Raw genomic sequence first — 18,121 nt, 5'->3', positions numbered from 1 at the left:
GACGTCACCACAGCAGTGCCGAACCCGTTGATCTCTGATCACCCCACTTCTGGTCATACCTGACGGGGTCAACTCGATGGCCCGGCCTGCATCTTCTGAGGCCTGTGCAACACCGCCGGACCTCCACTGAGGCAAGCGACCATCTATCAGCCCTGGTACAAACGCCTCAGAAGGCTCGCCAGGACAGTAAAGGAGTATTCCATTTCTGAGAGCGCTCTGTTGAAGCAGACCATTGATAAGACATACCCGGTGGTCACCCATGGCCGGGGGGTCTACTTGTATGACTCAGCCGGTCTGCAGTACCTGGACGGGTGCAGCGGGGCCATGACTGCAAACATCGGCCATGGCGTAGAAGAAGTTGCAGAGGCGATGAAGGCGCAGTCATGCCGGGTGGCCTTTACTTACCGAACCCAGTTCACGAATGTGCCCGCCGAGGCCTTGGCAAGGCGGCTCACCGATCTGGCACCGGGAGACCTTGACTGGGCATTCTTCGTCAACAGCGGATCAGAGGCGTCCGAGTTCGCCATCCGGACAGCAGTCAGCTACTGGCGCGAAAGGGGGCTCCCGGGCAAAGTCAAAGTTCTCGGCCGGAACATCAGCTATCACGGCATGACCATGGGAGCCCTGTCAATGTCGGGACATGCAGCACGCCGCCCCGACTACGGGCCGTTGTTGCATGCGTTCTCCTTCGCCCCGCCGGCCTACGCGTATCGCTTCGCGCAGCCGGGCGAGAACGAAGAAGCATACGCGCTGCGGGCTGCGCAAGCCTTCGAAGATGCCATTCGGAACGAGGACCCTGGCACGGTCGCAGCAGTGATCGTGGAACCGATCGTTGGAGCCGCCGGCGGGGTCCTGACGCCTCCGGCTAGCTACCTCTCCCGGTTGCGCGAAATCTGTGACCGGTTGAATGTGCTGCTGATCATTGATGAGGTCATCACGGGCGTCGGGCGGACGGGAGATTGGTTTGCGAGTTCCTACGAGAACGTCGTCCCGGACCTTCTTCTCATCGGTAAAGGATTAAGTGCCGGTTATTCCCCTGTTGCCGGCGTCCTGCTCCGAGGCCATGTTGTCGAGGCGCTCAGGGAAGGCAGCGGTGTCGCTCCGTTCGGGCACACCTTTTCGGGGAATCCCCTGGGGGCAGCCACCTGCCTGGCGGTCCTGGACTTCATGGAACGCCGGAACGTCCTTGCAAACGTCCGGCAGCGGGGGAAGCAGCTCAAAGAAGGACTGCTCTCCCTGGCAGCCAGGTACCACTGCATGGCCGATGTCCGTGGCCGGGGCCTGCTGTGGGGCTTCGAGTTCGTTACGGACCAGGAAAGCAAGCAGGCGCCCGATCCTGCGCTCGGAGCGGCCAACACCTTCGTGCAGGAATGCCTCGCCCAGGGGCTTATTGTCTATCCGGCAGGCATTGCTCCGCTGAACAACGCGGTGATCCTGTCCCCGCCCTTGGTGATCAGCGAAGAGGAGACCCGGGTACTGCTGGCGAAGCTGGAGGAAGCCCTTCGCGCCATGGAACACCATGTTGAGCGGTGGGCCGCTGTGGATGACAGCCGGAGCGGATCCCGAGTTGGAAGCGGAAGCTGACTTTAATCCCTGTCATTCCACCATGTGCCGACGCTGGTCACCTTGCACATAGTGGCCGTAAAGGCTGTTCCCTCCACACACTTTTGAAACTCTGCCAGGGCCGAAGATGGTCGAAGCGATCCATCTGCAAATGCCTAAACCCTCAAGGAAGCCAAGTGCCTACACCCATTCTTGCCGCCGTACTGGAAAAGCCCGGAACACCTCTCCAGATCCGCGAGCTGCTGCTGGATGATCCGGAGGACCATGAGGTCCTCATCCGGACGGAGCGAGTTGGCCTTTGCCACAGCGATCTGCACTACCTGAAGGGGGCCCTGGATATCTCCCTGCCGGCGGTCCTCGGACATGAAGTCGTAGGCATTGTCGAGCGCGTCGGCTCCGGCGTCACAAGAATTAAGACTGGAGACCGCGTCGTAACAACCGTAACCCCGTCCTGTGGCGCTTGCCGCAACTGCATCAGCGGGCGCCCGACCCAGTGCGAACGGGTCGACTCGATGCGTGAGCGGCAGCGGCCCAGACTCATCTCACATGATGGATCAAGCGTCGAGTCGCTCGGCGGTATCGGCGCATTTGCGGAGGCCTTCCTGGTGAAAGAGGCATCCGTTGCAGTGGTCGGCTCTGACCTGCCTCCCCAGGTGGCATGTCTTCTCGGTTGCTGCATCAGTACAGGAGTCGGCGCGGTCATTCACGGCGCAAAAGTAGGGCCAGAGGATACTGTCGCCGTAATCGGCTGCGGCGGCGTCGGAATAGCCGCCATCCAGGGTGCAAGGCTGGCTGGGGCTCGACGGATCATTGCCATTGACGCCGTGCCCGCGAAGCTGGAGCTCGCCCGCAACTTCGGTGCCACGGACACAGTTCTCTCATCACCTGACCCGACAGAAACACTCATCCAGGTCCGGTCACTTCTTCCCCAGGGTGTTAGCCATGCAATCGAGGCGGTCGGCCGCAGTGAGACAGCGGAACTCGCCTTTTCGCTCCTGAGCCCGAACGGAACCGCCAGCATACTCGGTCTCATGCCCACCGGGTCCGAACTGCGTATCCCTGCAGATGCACTCATCTACGGCGACCGACACCTCCAAGGCGCGTACATGGGTGCGAACAGGTTCCTCAGCGATGTCGACATGTTCACCGACCACTACCTGAACAATCGGCTGGATCTCGATGGAATGGTTACAAAGAGCTGCCCTTCGACCGCATCAACGAGGGATTCGAAGCGATGGCGGATGCGTCGACGATCCGCGTCGTGCTGAACATGACCAACAGGCAATCGTGATCCAGATAACTGCGTAGATCGTTGCGGCGTCGGCCTGGTTACCGGTGATCGCGATCTTGCTTTGCGCCACAGCCGGGCCGGAACGAACGTTAGGCCGCTGCACAGCCTTCCGAACATGAACAGCAAACATCGGGGGCCAGCCCCTGCCGTCACTGGTTATGGACGACAAAACCCACAAACGAAACCAGAGGAGCAACCCTTAAATGACTGAAGGACTAGCCCAACTGACTGATATTGCCCCCGACCTCGTCGAGCAACGCTCCTTTGTCAATGGCACATGGCTGCAGCTCGAGGAAAACGGCCGCTACCTTACCAACCCAAATACTGGCGAACCCCGGCAGCCGATGCGCAAGACCGCAAAGGATGATGTCGAGCGGGCACTCGCGGCAGCAGCGACCCTTCACAGGTCCGGGAAACTTGAAGACATCAAACTCCCGGACCGCCTTGAGCTCTTGACGAAGGTAGCCGCGTCCCTCGATGCGAAGAGCGAAGAAGTCGCCCTCCAGGACAGCATCAACACCGGGGTTCCTATCCGCACCACCCGCCTGATTGCCGGTGCACTGGGTGACAGAGTCCGCGGAACTATTGCTGAAGCGGAACAGCTTGGTGAATCGGAGACCCTTGACCATGCCAGGTCTGTGGTCATCCGGCGCAAGCCCCTCGGCCCAGCCCTCATCGTCGGCCCCTGGAATGCCCCAACGTTCACCGTGGTCGGCAAGGTGGCGGCAGCCATGGCGGCCGGTTGCCCCGTCATCCTCAAACCCTCCGAGAACGCCCCCAGCGGTTGCCAGCTCTTCGCTGAGGCGATCGTGTCTGCCATGACCGAACTGGGATACCCGGGCGCCGCGTTTCAGCTGATTCATGGGAATTCGGAGACAGGAGCACTGCTGACATCGGACCCCAGGATCGAGGCTCTTTCATTTACGGGTGGCGATTCCGCAGGCCGGACGGTTGCGCAGGCTGCCGCGTCCAACCTGGCGGTCATGCAGATGGAGCTCGGATCCAACAATCCCGTGATCATTCTGAATGACGCCGACGTCAGCTCGGCGGCGCGGTCCATTGTGCAGGGCATGACGCGTCTCAACGGCCAGTGGTGTGAGGCGCCAGGCAAAGTACTGGTTGACGAGTCGATTCACGACCGTTTCGTTGAAGCTATGAAGTTTGAACTCAGTAAGCTTCGGGTCGGAAACGCCTTGGATGAGTCGACGCAAGTGGGTCCCCTGGCATTCCAGCGGCAGCGTGATGGCTTGAAAGCCTCAGTGAATCGGCTCCTCGAGCTGGGGGGAAAGCTCGTCACTGGCGGCGAGCTGCCGGGTCTTGACGGCTGGTTCATGGCACCGGGGATGATCGTCGGATGTGCCGCCGAGGCCGCCACGGAAGAGCTTTTCGGGCCGCTGGTAAGGGTACATCCGGTGCATTCGGTCGAGGAGGCACTTGCCCATGCGAACGGCCCCGCAACCGGCCTGGATGCCTACGTATTCGGTGCCAATGAAGCAAGGGCCATCGAAGTGGGATCCCGTATTCGTGCCGGTGAAGTCCGCATCAACGGCACATTCATGAGCGACCTCGCCGGCAGTTCACGCCAGAGCTTTTGGGGCACCAGCGGTATCGGTGGCCACGGTCCGCAGTATGGCGTCCGCTTCTTCACCGGCGACCGCGTGGTTGGCGTGGACAGGACGGATTCCCCGCTCTAGGCGCCATATCCGACCCCAACAAGCGTAGGCCAGGCCCCGTGGGGGCCTGCGACAAACAGTCCGGGAACGTGACGCGTGGCTAAGACGGGGGTCCGCGTCCTCTCGGGAAAGCAGCAGGCCAGAGCCTGGCAACATGAGACGAGAAAGTCCTTCAATGACAGATACTTCAACGACAGATACGGTGCGGTTTTCACCGCTGAGTTTCCTTGAGGACGCCACAGCGGCGATCCCGGCCTATGGAAGCGACCTGGTCGATTTCCGTAGGGAAATGCACGCCGATCCTGAAGTCGGCCTGTATCTGCCCCGCACCCAGGCCCGGGTCCTTGAGGCACTCAAGGGACTCGACCTCGAAATAAGCCTGGGAAAAGCAGCCTCGTCCGTGGTTGCGGTACTACGCGGCGGGGCCACCCAGGCCCCCGTCGGGAGCCGTCCCACTGTACTGCTCAGAGGTGACATGGATGCCCTTCCTGTGGCAGAAAAGACGGGAATACCCTTTGCCTCGACTAATGGAGCGATGCATGCCTGCGGTCATGACCTGCATACAGCGGGCCTGATTGGTGCCGCCCGGTTGCTTTCGTCCGTACGTGACAGCCTGACCGGTGACGTCATCTTCATGTTCCAACCGGGGGAGGAAGGACATGAGGGGGCCCGCATCATGCTGGAGGAAGGCGTTCTTAACGCAGCCGGCAGGCGACCGGATGCTGCCTACGCCTTGCATGTCGTTTCGGACATCCCGTCAGGCGTGTTCACGACCCGTGCCGGCTCCTACATGGCTGCCTTCGGAGATCTGTCCGTCAAGGTTATCGGGCGTGGCGGGCACGGTTCACGCCCCTTCCAAGCTCTGGATCCCATACAGGTAGCTGCTGAAATGCTTGGCGCGCTCCAAACGTACATCACCCGGCGATTCAACGTTTTTGATCCCGTGGTACTGTCCGTGGGCCAATTCCATGGCGGTTCCGCCTCTAATGTCATACCTGATTCGGCGGAATTCAGGGCCAGCGTCAGGTCTTTCAGCCCCGGTGTCGAAGCGCGGCTCGCACAGGAGTTGCCGGATCTCATCCGGCAACTGGCGACTGCTCATCAACTGACAGCCGAGGCAACGTTCACTCCGGTTATGCCGGCCACCGTCAATCACGAAAGTGACGCCGAACTCTGGGGCAGGACCGCACGGACGTTCTTCGGAGAGCACCGGTTCGTGCCCAGCCCGTCCCCCAGGACCGGCTCTGACGATTTCTCCCGTGTCCTCGTGGAGGTCCCAGGAGCGTACGGGCACCTCGGAGCTGGGTCTCCAGATATCGACCCCATGGAGTGGGCCCCCATGCACTCGCCCAGGGCAGTGTTTGACGACAGTGTCCTCGTCGACCAGACACAATTTATGGCGGGCGTGGCGCTTGGAAAGCTCCAGGAGTTGGAGGTCCTGGGGTAGCCCCGGGCGCAGCTCGGAGGGCTTCCGGAGCGGCCCACGCCTCACTTGAGGCAGCGGACCTAGCAGGACCGGTCTCGAAGCCCCGAATGGATGGCAGTTCAACCACTATCAGATTGGTACACCCAACGTGACGTCAGCGCCCCATCCGGGTCCTGTCACAATAGAGTCCTCTTCTTTCCTTCCTGACAAGGACACGAGTGGGTCCTGGAATGCAATCTGACACATGGGGGCGAAGACGTTCTCCCCTTTGGAGCGCACAGCCCACCCATGGACCACTTCCGCCTTACCCCTGGCACCCGTGGCGCAAGCTGCTAACTCATGCCTACCATCCTTCTTACCGTTGGCCCGGTCGTCCTGGCGGGGTCGATGCAGGCGTGCGAAAGAATGTGCCGAGGCCCAGGGCTGATGGAGTTCAGTACCATCTGAAGACCAGACACTGTTAGCAATAGGGGTGGGTCCGAGAACGTTGCCTCATATGACCAATGAACCCCTCCGTGACTGATCAGGACCCATCTCACTAGATCTGACCGTCTTGCCGGAGACCGCCGCCCAGGCGAGGGCAGCAGCTCGGCCGGGCTCGTGCAGGCGCTGCATCCGCGATGAAAGTCACGAGCACGTTTTGACTGCAATTCAGCCACCGCTCGCGCCTTCACGCATGCATGGTTAAGGACATAGACCCGGCGGTCCGGTCAGCAGCAGGTGGTGGGCACCCGCGGCGGCGACTTCGAGGGCACGGCGAGCTTCCGTTTGGCCGGACACGTCACACATGTCCGGCACAGTCGCGGCCACGGAAGCAGGCCCAGCCGCGGCGGGTTCATCCTCCGGCGCGAAGTCGAGGACAAGTTCCTGCGGGTCGGCCCCAAAATCGAACACCAGCCGCGCCAGGGTCCGGTAGCCGCGGACTTTGGCACCGGGGACGAGTTCGGCCTCGGCTGCATTCGCCTGGGCCACCACGATGTCGTGGAAGCCTGCCTGCACCGCGGACATCACGGCGGGCAGGATGCCTCGCACGGGTCTCAGGCGTCCGTCCAGTCCGAGCTCTGCGATGAAGACGGTCCGGCCGGTGGGTTGGATATCCTCCGCTGCACGCAGCACCGACATCGCGATGGCAAGATCAAAGCCGGAACCGCGCTTGGGCAGGGACGCCGGGATGAGGTTGGCGGTGATCTTCCGCCTGCTCAGCGGAATGCCGGAGTTCTGCGCCGCCGAACGGATGCGGTCCCTGGCTTCGTTGAGGGAGGCGTCCGGCAGGCCGAGCAGCACGAAGGCCGGCAGTGTCTGGCCGATGTCGGCTTCGACCTCCACGATGTAGCCGTTGAGGCCGACGAGGGCCACCGAATAGGTTCTCCCCAGCGCCATCACAGCACCTCCTTGAGGTGCTCCACGGTGGGTCTGCCGACGCCGTCGTCCAGCACCGCAATGACGTCCACCCGGCGCAGCGGCAGCCGCAGTCCGTGGTCCCGGCACCAGGCCGAGCCCAGGCGGTGCAGCCGGGCGAGCTTGTCGGCCCCCACCGCCTCGAACGGGTGCCCGTAGGCGAGCGAACGCCGCGTCTTCACCTCGGCGATGACGAGGGCGTCGCCGTCGAGTGCGACGATGTCGATTTCGCCCTCGGGGCAGCGCCAGTTGCGCGCCACGATCAGCATCCCCAGCGATTCCAGGTATTCCGCCGCGAGTTCTTCCCCGCGCCGGCCCAGCAGGTCCTTGGCTTTCATGTCCACCTCCGCAACAAGACTGCGGCCGGCGCACTGAGGCGGAACAGGTGGCTATTTCGCTATGTGGGAAACACAGGTGTGGAGGAAAGGTGCAGTGACCTCAGTTGCCGAGGCCGACGTCCTTGGGCAGCGCGAGATCTTCGTTGCGCGGCAGTTCCTCGACGTTGACGTCCTTGAACGTGATGACCCGGACACTCTTCACGAACCGCGCCGAACGGTAGACATCCCAAACCCAGGCGTCCTGGAGCGTGAGGTCGAAGTAGACCTCGCCGTCGGCGCTGCGTGCCTGCAGGTCCACGTGGTTGGCAAGGTAGAAGCGCCGCTCAGTCTCGACCACATAGCTGAACAGACCCACGACGTCGCGGTACTCCCGGTAGAGCTGGAGCTCCATATCGGTCTCATAGTTCTCAAGGTCTTCGGCACTCATGGTTCCATCTTGCACCATGCGGCGGGAACCCGCGCGCCGCACGACGCACCGCACTATTCCGTCAGCAGGTTCCAGCTGATCCGGTGGTAGGGGCTTGGGCCGTGGGTGCGGATGGCTTCCCGGTGCGCCGCGGTGGCGTAGCCCTTGTTGACGTCCCAGCCGAAGTCCGGACACTCAAGGTGCAGTTCCCGCATGTGCTGGTCGCGCTCCACCTTGGCCAGGACGCTCGCTGCGGCCACGCTGAGGCACTGCATGTCGGCCTTGACCAGGGTGTGGACGGGCGCGTCGCAGCCGGGGTCGGTAATGACTTCGTCGAACAGCGAGGGCTGGGCCGCGGGCGAGAGCCAGTTGTGGCTGCCGTCGAGCAGGACGACGTCGGGCGTGATGCCGGCGCCGAGGATCTCGAACCATGCCCTGTTTCCGGCCGTCCGGAGGGCACCCATGATGCCGAGCGCGTCGATTTCGCGCGCGCTGGCATGTCCCACCGCGGAGGCGACGCTCCAGGCCCGTACCAGGGGGTCGAGGCGTTCGCGGTCTGCCGCTTTGAGCAGCTTGCTGTCCCGCACGTCGGCCAGCAGCTCCATGTTCTGCAGGTCAACGACGGCGATTCCCACGCTCACCGGCCCGGCGAGGGCACCGCGGCCTACCTCGTCGACGCCGGCCAGGAACCGTGCCCCGCGGGGCAGGAAGCGCTTCTCGTAGTCAAGGGTGGGTGCAACTGACATGGCTAGCCTGCCGGGGGAACATTCTTGAAGACGTCGGGATAGTTGTCCAGGGCGGCCCAGCGGTTCATCGGCCAGGCGATGACCGCTGCCTTGCCTTCAATGTCCGGGATGTCCACGAAACCGCCGTTGGTGTCGGTGTGGGCCCGCGAGTCCGCCGAGTGGTTGCGGTTGTCCCCCATCACCCAGACTTTGCCCTGGGGGACGACGACGTCGAAGGTCCGCACAGCCGGCACTTCGGCCGGATTGACGTAGGTTTCGTCCAGCGCGGCGCCGTTCACGGTGATCTTGCCTCCGGCGTCACAGCAGACGACGTGGTCCCCCGGGAGCCCGATGACCCGCTTAACCAGGTGCTGCTCGGAGTTGTCCGGCAGCAGACCCACGAAGGTCAGCCCGTCCTCCACAACGCTGAACGGACCGTCGGCCTTTTGCGGTGTGGGCGGCAGCCAGCCCTTGGTGTCCTTGAAGACCACCACGTCGCCATGCGACAGGGCGAACGGCTCCGGAACAAGGAGGTTCACGAAGATGCGGTCGTTGATGTCCAGCGTGTTCACCATCGACTCGGACGGAATGTAGAAGGCCCGGAACAGGAAGGTTTTGATGAGGAAGGAAAGCACGACGGCGATCACTACCACGGTGGCGATTTCCTTCAGCCACAGCAGGAAGGGGTTGCGGCCACGGGCCTTTTCCTGGCGGCGGGGACCGGCAGGAGCAGGGGAGCCGGGTCCGGACCCGCCGGGGGCGGACACGTCAGAAGCGGGCTCTTGGGCGGCATGCCGTCCCGGCCGCGCGGCAGCCTGCCGCGGTTCGGAGCTCCCGGGATCAATTTCCGGCATCTACTGTCCGTCCTTTGTTGTTGTATTGACCGCCAACGGCGGCCGTGCCACTGACGCAAATCTATCAAGCGGCCAGAGGATCTGTACCGGCCTGCCGATCACCCTGTCCGCCCGCACCATGCCGCCGCCCGGCGCCCCCAGCAGGCTGCGGGAGTCCGCGGACACCGAGCGGTGGTCACCGAGCAGCCACAGCCGGCCCTCGGGCACAGTCACGTCGAACTTCTGGATGCTCGCCGCATCACCGTCATACAGGTAGGGTTCCACGAGCGGCTGACCGTTGACTGTGAGGCGGCTGGAAGGGTCGCAGCAGACCACGTGGTCGCCGGGGAGGCCAATGACCCGCTTTACGTATGTAGTATCACTGCCGGTCAGTCCCAGCCAGTGCCCTGCCGCGGCCGCCGCTTCCTGGAGCGGACCTTCCCCGCTGTTCAGCGGTGCGAACGAGCCACGGCCGTCGAACACGACGACGTCGCCGCGGCGGATCGGTTCGGACTGGAAGTCTGTGCGGGACACCAGGATCCTGTCCCCCGCGCCGAACAGCGGCTCCATGGAGGCGGACGGAATGTAATAGACGTCAAGCCACAGGGAGCGGATCACCCCGCTGACCAGGACGGCGGCCAGCACAGCCAGCAACGCAAAACGCCAGCCCGGTTTCCCTGGCTGGCGTTTTGTCTGGTCCATAATCCGTATCCTGTGGCGCTGTTGCGGATGGCTCCGGCGCGGGCCGGACACGGGTTGGGACCCGCCGTGAAAGTCCGGCAGGACTTACTTGGCGGTGCTGAAGTCGCGCTTTTCCTTGATCTTCGCAGCCTTACCGCGCAGTGCACGCATGTAGTAAAGCTTGGCGCGGCGGACGTCACCCTTGGTGACAACCTCGATCTTTTCGATGATCGGGGAGTGCACCGGGAAGGTACGCTCAACGCCGACACCGAAGGAAACCTTGCGGACGGTGAAGGTTTCGCGGATGCCGTCGCCCTGGCGGCCCAGGACGAAGCCCTGGAATACCTGGACACGGGAGTTCTTGCCTTCGATGATGTTCACGTGAACCTTGAGGGTGTCACCCGCGCGGAACTCGGGAACGTCAGTGCGCAGCGAGGCTGCATCTACGGAATCGAGGATATGCATTGATCCACTCCTGGTGAACGCCACAGGTCATCCACTTTGGGTCACGGCAGCCAAGCCCGGACATTTCCGGGAATCGCCGCCGAAGTGTTGAGGTCCGGTCCCGCCACCTTTTGGCGGCACCGGGGTGTCCTGCTGTTGGTTGCGCTCCCCCTGTGGCAGGTGCGGACCCAGCAGACACAAGGATTAATTATGCCCCATATGGAACGAATTGGTTAATTGCGGGCCGTTCCGTTCTATAGGGACACGCCGGTTCCCAGGAACAGTTCAGGCCTCCGGGCGCCGCTTCAGGTGGCCGTCGACGACGTCGTACCCCAGGTCCGCGAGAGCGGTGCGATCGGCACGGGGCAGCGTTCCGGCGTCGAACGTCTGCAGCAGGTCTGGACGGCGTTCCGCCGTCCTGCGGTACTGTTCGTGCCGGCGCCACTGCGCGATCTTGCCGTGGTTTCCGCTGAGCAGGACGGCCGGGACTTCCCGCTCCCGCCAGACGGACGGCTTGGTGTAGACGGGGTACTCAAGCAGGCCGTCCGAATGCGACTCCTCCACGAGTGACTCGGGGTTGCCCACCACGCCGGGGAGCAGCCGGCCGATGGCTTCCACCATGGCCAGGACGGCCACTTCACCGCCGTTGAGGACGTAATCCCCGAGACTGACCGGGCGGACCGTGAAGTGCTCCTCGGCCCATTCGATGACCCGCTCGTCGATGCCCTCGTAACGCCCGCAGGCGAACACCAGCTGTTCTTCCTCGGCAAGCTCGTATGCCAGCGCCTGGTTGAAGCGCTCCCCCGCCGGGGACGGGACGATCAGCACGGGTTTCGCCGCACCGGCCGGCCGGGCGGCCGCCACGGACTCGAGCGCCTGGGCCCACGGCTCGGCCTTCATCACCATCCCTGCGCCGCCCCCGTACGGCGTGTCGTCCACGGTGCGGTGGCGGTCGGTGGTGAAGGCGCGGAGGTCGTGCACGTTCAGCTCGAGCAGCCCGTCCTGGCGCGCCTTGCCGATGAGCGACAGCTCCAGCGGCGCCAGGTACTCGGGAAAGATACTGACGACGTCGATTCTCATCTACGCTTTGGCCTCCGGCTCGGCGTCTTCCACGGTGGGGTCCTCATCGGAGTCCTCAGCGGAATCCGAGCCCCTGGTCTCCGGGTCCTCCGCGCCGCCTTCCTCGTTGATCTCGAACAGGCCGTCCGGCGGGGTGAGCAGGACGAAGCCCTCCTCGATGTTAACCTCGGGGACGATCTGTTCCACGAACGGGATGAGGATTTCCTTGCCGTCAGGGGTTTCGACGACGAGCAGGTCCTGCACCGGCATGGTGTTCAGGGCGGCGACCTTGCCCACCGTCTGGGAGCCGACGCGGGCCTCGAGGCCGACGAGCTCGTGCTCGTACCAGCCCTCGTCATCGTCATCGTCCAGCTCTTCAGTCTCGATGAACAGCTTGGCGCCGCGCAGGGTCTCGGCGCGGTTCCGGTCGGCCACCTCCTCGAATCCGAGCAGGAGGATGTCCTTGTTCCAGCGGGCGCTGCGCACGGTGAGCGGCCCGGCGGAGGCGGGCTCCACCACGAACTCGGTACCGGGAAGGAACCGGTCCTCCGGCGCGTCGGTGAGCACCTGGACGGTCACCTCGCCGCGGATTCCGTGGGGCTTGCCGATACGGGCCACCTGAAGCTGCATGTGTTCCTCTGTTTGTGGTGCGGGGTTAGGACTATTGTGGGGGTCCTGAACACAGCCAGGGCCCAAAACAGTCCGGCCCCTCCACCGTTAGCTGGTGGAGGGGCCGGACGTTAAGACAAGTGCTGCAGGCGCGTTACCGGCGGCGGTCGGTGTCGACGACGTCGACCCTGACCTGCTCGCCATCTGCCAGCGCCGCCACGACCGTGCGCAGTGCGCGGGCGGTGCGGCCCTGGCGTCCGATTACCCGTCCCAGGTCTTCCTGGTGAACGCGCACCTCGAGGGTATCCCCGCGGCGGTTGTTCTTGGCGCTGACCTTGACGTCCTCAGGGGAGTCGACAATGCCGCGGACAAGGTGTTCGAGCGCTTCTGCCAGCAACTTACTCAGCCTCGGTGGTCTCTGCTTCAGCCTCGGCGGGGGCTTCCGATGCCTTGGCCTTCTTGGTGATGGCTTCCGGGATGATCACGGAACCCTTCTCCGGAGGCAACGAATGCTTCCTTGTCGGCCTTGGTCTTCAGGGTGCCTTCCTGGCCCGGCAGACCCTTGAACTTCTGCCAGTCACCGGTGATCTTCAGGATCGCGGCGACCTGCTCCGACGGCTGCGCGCCGACGGACAGCCAGTACTGTGCACGCTCGGAGTTGACCTCGATGTATGAGGGCTCCTCGGTGGGGTGGTACTTGCCGATCTCTTCGATGGCACGGCCATCACGCTTGGTGCGCGAGTCGGCGACAACGATGCGGTAGTACGGTGCGCGCATCTTACCGAAGCGCTTAAGGCGAATCTTTACGGCCACTTTTGTGGTCACTCCTGTTTCTAAAACGGGGTTGAACCCGCGTTCTGCACCCGTGGGGCGGGCCGTACTTGGGGGTTCGAAAGGACAGGATCCAGACGCGGAGAGAGGGGCCACGCAGATCGAGTACCTGTTTATTGTGCCAGATCGCCCGCGTTATTTCGACTTGACGTGCTGACGGAGTCCCGCAGGTACCGGAATAACCTGCCCGCGCTACGAAGACCAGACGTAGAGGCCGGTCCTGTTGCCTTCGTCCACAGTGCCGGCGAGCTCTGCCAGCTGCTGGACGTATTTCCTGGCTTCCCCGGCACCAAACGGCATGTCGTCCTCGGCTGCCCAGCGCTCGGCCACGTCGTCCAGGACGTTGCCTTCGCCCTCGGACTCGTACGTGAGGAGCTCAGCGAGCGCCCGGACCATCGCCGCCGGCACGCCCAGCAGTGAATCGCTGGCCACGTCAACCATGGCCAGCTCGTAGTCCGCGCCCGCGGCGTGCACCGCGGCACCGGCGAGGTCGCCGAGCTGTTCGATCTCAAAATCACTGATGCCGGCGATCCGGATGCCGTCCCCGGCGGCCGCACCGCCTGCCAGCGCCTCTGCGCGCTTGAGGGCGTCGTTGTGGGTGGCGACAAACACTTCCGTGAAGCCCATGGATTCGTCCTCATTCCGTCGGCGTGCATGCCCCGGCGGTGCCGGGGCCCTTCGAATGTCAGCGTAACCCAACCGGGCCCCCTGGGCTTAGCGCACTGGGCCTACGGAACAGCGACGCTTATCGAACAGCGACGCGAAGGCGGTTGCGCCACGGATCCTCGAACCGGAGCTCGGCGCCGGTGTGGTGCGATTCGACTCCGGCGACCTTGAGGCGGTCGGCGAGGGCGCCGACGTCGTCCCCCGACGTGACCTCGATGAGAACCTCGCCGAGGCCCAGGGTGTCCCGGCGCGGACCGGCGCCGCGGCTGTTCCAGACGTTCATGGCCATGTGGTGGTGGTAGCCGCCGGCGGACACAAACAGGGCTTGGCCGTGCCAGCCCGCCGTTTTTTCGAATCCCAGGGTGCCGACGTAGAAGTCGTGGGCTGACTGCACGTCGCCGACCTGAAGGTGGACATGCCCCACCTCGGCGCCCGTGCCGCGCTGGCCCCCCACCGCTTCTTGGGTGAGGTGCTCCTGAAGATACCGCTGGGGCGGGAGCGCCAGGCTGTCCATGACGACGTTCTTGCCCTCCCAGGACCATGCCGAACGCGGGCGGTCCCAGTAGAGTTCTATCCCGTTGCCTTCCGGATCGGTGAAGTAGAAGGCCTCACTGACCAGGTGGTCGGCGCTGCCCACGAAAGCCTGAGGCTCATACTGGGCTGCGCTGGCAACGGTGGCGGCGAGCGAGGACTGGTCCCCGAAGAGGAGTGCCGTGTGGAAGAGACCGGCCTCGCCCCGGCCGGGGATATTGAGGCCCGGAGCGGGAGCGAGGTGGACCAGCGGCGTGTTGAGCCGGCCAAGGTAGAGGCCGCCGTCCTGCTCGGCGACGACATCGAGCCCGAGGGCGCGCTGGTAGTAGTCGGTCATGAGCTTCATGTCGCCCACCTTGAGCATGACGGTGCCCATCGTGAGGTCGGCAGGAAGCAAGTCCTGGCTGCTGTCTGCTGCTGTCATTGAATACTCCCGAATGTCCGGACCACCGGATTTCGGCAGCCTCTACATCTCTAAATTACTTGAAGCTTCAATTTATTCCTAATGGATGATCTTGCCGCGAAGCACCACGTTCGAGAGGCTGCGGATGGTCTCCGGCACGGCGCGGGGGTCCTCCCGGCAGACCACCACGTCCGCCGCTGCCCCTTCCGCCAGGCCTTCGGCGCCGAGCCAGCGGCGCGCCCGCCAGCAGGCCGCGTCCAGCGCCGCCGGAGCCGGCAGCCCGGCGGCGTGCAGTTCGAGGATTTCGTCCGCGATGCGGCCGTGGCGGATCACGCTGCCGGCGTCAGTTCCCGCGTAAATTTCGACGCCGGCTTCGTAGGCCTCCAGGACGCGCTCACGACGGCGGGAGAACAGCGCCCGCATGTGCCCGGCATACCGCGGAAACTTCGGCTCGGCCTGCGCGGCGATGTCCGGGAAGGTGGCGATGTTGATGAGTGTCGGCACGATCGGCACCTGCTGCTCGACGAACCGGGGAATGTGCCTGGGCAGCAAGCCCGTGGCGTGCTCGATGCAGTCGATACCTGCGTCCAGCATGTCATCCAGGGTGTCCTCGCCGAAGCAGTGCGCCGTGACCCTCGCCCCTTCGTCGTGCGCGGCCCGGACCGCGTCCCGCACGGCAGTGGCCGGGAACGACGGCATGAGGTCGCCGGCCGTCCGGTCGATCCAGTCCCCCACCAGCTTGACCCAGCCATCACCTTCGCGCGCCTGCTTGCGCACCGCCTCCACGAGGCCCTCCGGTTCGACTTCCACCGCGAAATTCCTCAGGTAACGGCGGGACCGGGCAATGTGCCGGCCGGACCGGATGATGCGCGGCGTGTCGTCCCGCTGCTGCAGCCACCGGGTGTCGCTGGCAGCCCCGGCGTCACGGACCAGCAGCGTCCCGGCGTTGCGGTCCGTCATGGCCTGGTCATATGCCACGTCGTCGTCCACGGCACCGCCCGGGCCCAGCCCGATATGGCAGTGGGCATCGGCGAAACCGGGCAGGACCCAGCCATCCAGGACGGCGTCCGGCCGCCGGCCCGGAGGATCAAACGTCAGCTTCCCGTCCACGGACCAGAGCCCCCTGCGTTCCTTGTCCGCAGCAGTGAGCACGGGTCCGCTGAATTCGATGATGTGCGCCATGGCTTCCAGCTTAATCGGCTTCCGTGGCGGCAAACGGCCCCGCCGGAGCGGCTTCTCACAGATGGACAGGTCCAATCCGCGGTGTGGTAGCTTCGTTTACGACCACACGGGGGCCCCTGCAGGGGCTGAGATCAGGCTGGCGCAGCCTGCGACCGTTGAACCTGTCCGGGTAATGCCGGCGAAGGAAGTGAGCAGTAAATTGAGCACCCAGGAATCACAGCTGAGCCCTGCCCAAATTGACGCAGCCCAAAGCGAAACCGCCGGTAATGCTGCCGGCAGTGTCACGCAGTCGCTGAAATCCCATTCACTGGCCTACCTGGAAGGTGACGGCCTGCGGGTTCCGGTGACGGAAATCGCCCTGGAGCCCTCACCCAACGGCGAGCAGAACGAGCCGCTGAGGGTTTACCGCACGGCGGGTCCGGGCAGCGACCCCGTGGTGGGCCTCGCGCCGTTCCGTTCGGAATGGATTACGGCCCGCGCGGACACGGAGACGTACGACGGACGTGAACGGAACCTGCTCGACGACGGCAAGTCAGCCGTGCGCCGCGGTGCGGCTTCCGCGGAGTGGAAGGGCGCCCGGCCGGTGCCCCGCCGGGCGGCGGAAGGCAAGACCGTGACGCAGATGCACTATGCGCGGCAGGGCGTCATCACCCCCGAAATGCGTTTCGTGGCCCTCCGCGAAAACTGCGATGTGGAACTGGTCCGCAGCGAACTCGCCGCCGGACGGGCCATCATCCCCAGCAACATCAACCACCCGGAATCCGAGCCGATGATCATCGGCAAGGCGTTCCTGGTGAAGATCAACGCCAATATCGGCAACTCGGCCGTCACCAGCTCCATCGCCGAGGAGGTGGACAAGCTGCAATGGGCCACCCAGTGGGGCGCAGACACGGTCATGGACCTGTCCACGGGCGACGATATCCACACGACGCGTGAGTGGCTCATCCGCAACTCCCCCGTGCCGATCGGCACAGTGCCGATCTACCAGGCCCTGGAAAAGGTCAACGGCGAAGCGAACGCCCTCACGTGGGAAATATTCCGCGACACCGTCATCGAGCAGTGCGAACAGGGCGTGGACTACATGACCATCCACGCCGGCGTGCTGCTGCGGTACGTGCCGCTCACGGCGAACCGCGTGACCGGCATCGTGTCCCGCGGCGGGTCGATCATGGCCGGCTGGTGCCTGGCCCACCACCAGGAAAACTTCCTGTACACCCACTTCGACGAACTCTGCGAGATCTTCGCAAAGTACGACGTCTCCTTCTCCCTGGGCGACGGTCTCCGGCCGGGCGCGACGGCGGACGCCAACGACGCCGCGCAGTTCGCCGAACTGGACACGCTGGCTGAGCTGACCCAGCGGGCCTGGGAGTACGACGTCCAGGTCATGGTCGAGGGGCCGGGGCACATCCCGTTCCACCTGGTGCGCGAGAACGTTGAGCGCCAGCAGGAGCTCTGCAAGGGTGCGCCCTTCTACACGCTCGGACCGCTGGTCACGGACGTGGCCCCCGGCTACGACCACATCACCTCGGCCATCGGTGCCACCGAAATCGCCCGCTACGGCACGGCAATGCTCTGCTACGTCACGCCCAAGGAACACCTGGGCCTGCCGAACAAGGACGATGTGAAGACGGGCGTCATCACATACAAGATCGCCGCGCACGCCGCCGACCTTGCCAAGGGGCACCCCGGCGCGAACGAGCGGGACGATGCCCTGTCCAAGGCCCGGTTCGAGTTCCGGTGGCGCGACCAGTTCGCGCTGTCGCTGGACCCGGTGACGGCCGAGTCCTTCCACGACGAGACACTGCCTGCGGAGCCCGCCAAGACCGCACACTTCTGCTCGATGTGTGGGCCCAAGTTCTGCTCCATGCGGATCAGCCAGGACATCCGGAACGAATACGGCTCAGCCGAAGCGCAGGCCGCCCTCGCCGAGATGGCGGAGGGCATGCGCGAGAAGAGCCAGGAATTCCTCGCTGCAGGCGGAAAGGTCTACCTGCCGGAGCTGCGGCTTCCGGAATCGGCGCGCAACTAGGTTCTTCGGGCTTCCGTCCAAGGAGTTCCGACC

Annotated in this window: 17 protein-coding genes, 2 pseudogenes and 1 riboswitch; of the genes and pseudogenes, 5 read left to right on the top strand and 14 right to left on the bottom strand. The window is 64.4% G+C overall.

What is annotated here, in order from left to right:
- Positions 1-249 precede the first annotated feature (249 nt).
- The 4 genes from ABIE00_RS07995 to ABIE00_RS07980 all read left to right on the top strand — a co-directional run bounded on the left by ABIE00_RS07995 (position 250) and on the right by ABIE00_RS07980 (position 5,974).
- Positions 250-1,584, top strand: a complete 1,335-nt coding sequence (locus ABIE00_RS07995) for an aminotransferase family protein (protein ID WP_285247761.1) — start codon at positions 250-252, stop codon at positions 1,582-1,584.
- 155 nt (positions 1,585-1,739) lie between these two features.
- Positions 1,740-2,831, top strand: a complete 1,092-nt coding sequence (locus tag ABIE00_RS07990; RefSeq protein ID WP_354258875.1) for a Zn-dependent alcohol dehydrogenase — start codon at positions 1,740-1,742, stop codon at positions 2,829-2,831.
- A 226-nt stretch (positions 2,832-3,057) separates the two neighbouring features.
- Positions 3,058-4,548, top strand: coding sequence for an aldehyde dehydrogenase family protein (locus tag ABIE00_RS07985; RefSeq protein WP_354258872.1), 1,491 nt, complete (start codon positions 3,058-3,060; stop codon positions 4,546-4,548).
- 154 nt (positions 4,549-4,702) lie between these two features.
- Complete coding sequence (locus tag ABIE00_RS07980) at positions 4,703-5,974, top strand: M20 metallopeptidase family protein (protein ID WP_133830840.1); 1,272 nt, start codon at positions 4,703-4,705, stop codon at positions 5,972-5,974.
- A gap of 675 nt (positions 5,975-6,649) precedes the next feature.
- Here ABIE00_RS07980 and ABIE00_RS07975 read toward each other — a convergent pair.
- From ABIE00_RS07975 to ABIE00_RS07910, 14 genes and pseudogenes are all read right to left on the bottom strand, one after another.
- Positions 6,650-7,333 (bottom strand): annotated as a pseudogene (locus ABIE00_RS07975) (magnesium chelatase domain-containing protein); the annotation flags it as partial.
- Positions 7,333-7,689 carry a YraN family protein gene (locus ABIE00_RS07970; RefSeq protein WP_354258868.1) on the bottom strand — a complete coding sequence of 119 codons (357 nt, stop codon included), beginning with the start codon at positions 7,687-7,689 and terminating at the stop codon, positions 7,333-7,335. The gene ABIE00_RS07970 and the pseudogene ABIE00_RS07975, both read right to left, overlap by 1 nt.
- A 100-nt stretch (positions 7,690-7,789) precedes the next feature.
- Complete coding sequence (locus ABIE00_RS07965; RefSeq protein ID WP_354258865.1) at positions 7,790-8,116, bottom strand: DUF2469 domain-containing protein; 327 nt, start codon at positions 8,114-8,116, stop codon at positions 7,790-7,792.
- Between the two features lie 53 nt (positions 8,117-8,169).
- Entirely contained in the window at positions 8,170-8,841 is a 672-nt protein-coding gene (gene rnhB / locus ABIE00_RS07960; RefSeq protein WP_354258862.1) for a ribonuclease HII, read from the bottom strand.
- A 2-nt stretch (positions 8,842-8,843) separates the two neighbouring features.
- Complete coding sequence (gene lepB / locus ABIE00_RS07955) at positions 8,844-9,674, bottom strand: signal peptidase I (RefSeq protein ID WP_354258860.1); 831 nt, start codon at positions 9,672-9,674, stop codon at positions 8,844-8,846.
- The gene (lepB, locus tag ABIE00_RS07950) at positions 9,675-10,355 is read right to left on the bottom strand and encodes a signal peptidase I (protein WP_354258857.1); all 681 of its coding nucleotides are present in this window, start codon (positions 10,353-10,355) and stop codon (positions 9,675-9,677) included. It lies immediately after the preceding gene.
- A gap of 84 nt (positions 10,356-10,439) precedes the next feature.
- A complete protein-coding gene (rplS, locus tag ABIE00_RS07945) occupies positions 10,440-10,799 on the bottom strand; it encodes a 50S ribosomal protein L19 (protein WP_111905994.1) in 360 nt (119 codons plus the stop codon).
- A 264-nt stretch (positions 10,800-11,063) separates the two neighbouring features.
- On the bottom strand, positions 11,064-11,858 hold the full coding sequence (trmD, locus tag ABIE00_RS07940; protein ID WP_331574831.1) for a tRNA (guanosine(37)-N1)-methyltransferase TrmD: 795 nt from the start codon (positions 11,856-11,858) through the stop codon (positions 11,064-11,066).
- On the bottom strand, positions 11,859-12,467 hold the full coding sequence (gene rimM, locus ABIE00_RS07935) for a ribosome maturation factor RimM (protein ID WP_354258852.1): 609 nt from the start codon (positions 12,465-12,467) through the stop codon (positions 11,859-11,861).
- 133 nt (positions 12,468-12,600) lie between these two features.
- Positions 12,601-12,843, bottom strand: coding sequence for an RNA-binding protein (locus ABIE00_RS07930; RefSeq protein WP_076802241.1), 243 nt, complete (start codon positions 12,841-12,843; stop codon positions 12,601-12,603).
- A gap of 1 nt (position 12,844) precedes the next feature.
- Positions 12,845-13,259: pseudogene (gene rpsP / locus ABIE00_RS07925) on the bottom strand (30S ribosomal protein S16).
- A gap of 210 nt (positions 13,260-13,469) precedes the next feature.
- The gene (locus ABIE00_RS07920) at positions 13,470-13,904 is read right to left on the bottom strand and encodes a hypothetical protein (protein ID WP_354258849.1); all 435 of its coding nucleotides are present in this window, start codon (positions 13,902-13,904) and stop codon (positions 13,470-13,472) included.
- 118 nt (positions 13,905-14,022) lie between these two features.
- Positions 14,023-14,898 (bottom strand): VOC family protein, encoded by an 876-nt coding sequence (locus tag ABIE00_RS07915; protein WP_354258846.1) that lies wholly within the window; start codon positions 14,896-14,898, stop codon positions 14,023-14,025.
- Between the two features lie 78 nt (positions 14,899-14,976).
- Positions 14,977-16,059: an amidohydrolase family protein gene (locus ABIE00_RS07910; RefSeq protein WP_354258843.1), complete on the bottom strand. Its 1,083-nt coding sequence runs from the start codon at positions 16,057-16,059 to the stop codon at positions 14,977-14,979.
- A 96-nt stretch (positions 16,060-16,155) separates the two neighbouring features.
- Positions 16,156-16,263, top strand: a riboswitch (TPP riboswitch).
- Here ABIE00_RS07910 and thiC point away from each other — a divergent pair.
- Positions 16,259-18,088 (top strand): phosphomethylpyrimidine synthase ThiC, encoded by a 1,830-nt coding sequence (gene thiC, locus ABIE00_RS07905; protein WP_354258840.1) that lies wholly within the window; start codon positions 16,259-16,261, stop codon positions 18,086-18,088. Its footprint overlaps the riboswitch before it by 5 nt.
- Positions 18,089-18,121 lie beyond the last annotated feature (33 nt).

It is taken from the genome of Arthrobacter sp. OAP107, assembly GCF_040546765.1.
Lineage (GTDB): Bacteria > Actinomycetota > Actinomycetes > Actinomycetales > Micrococcaceae > Arthrobacter.
Note: the sequence above shows the minus strand (reverse complement) of the source record. Positions and strands in the feature narration are given on the sequence as shown.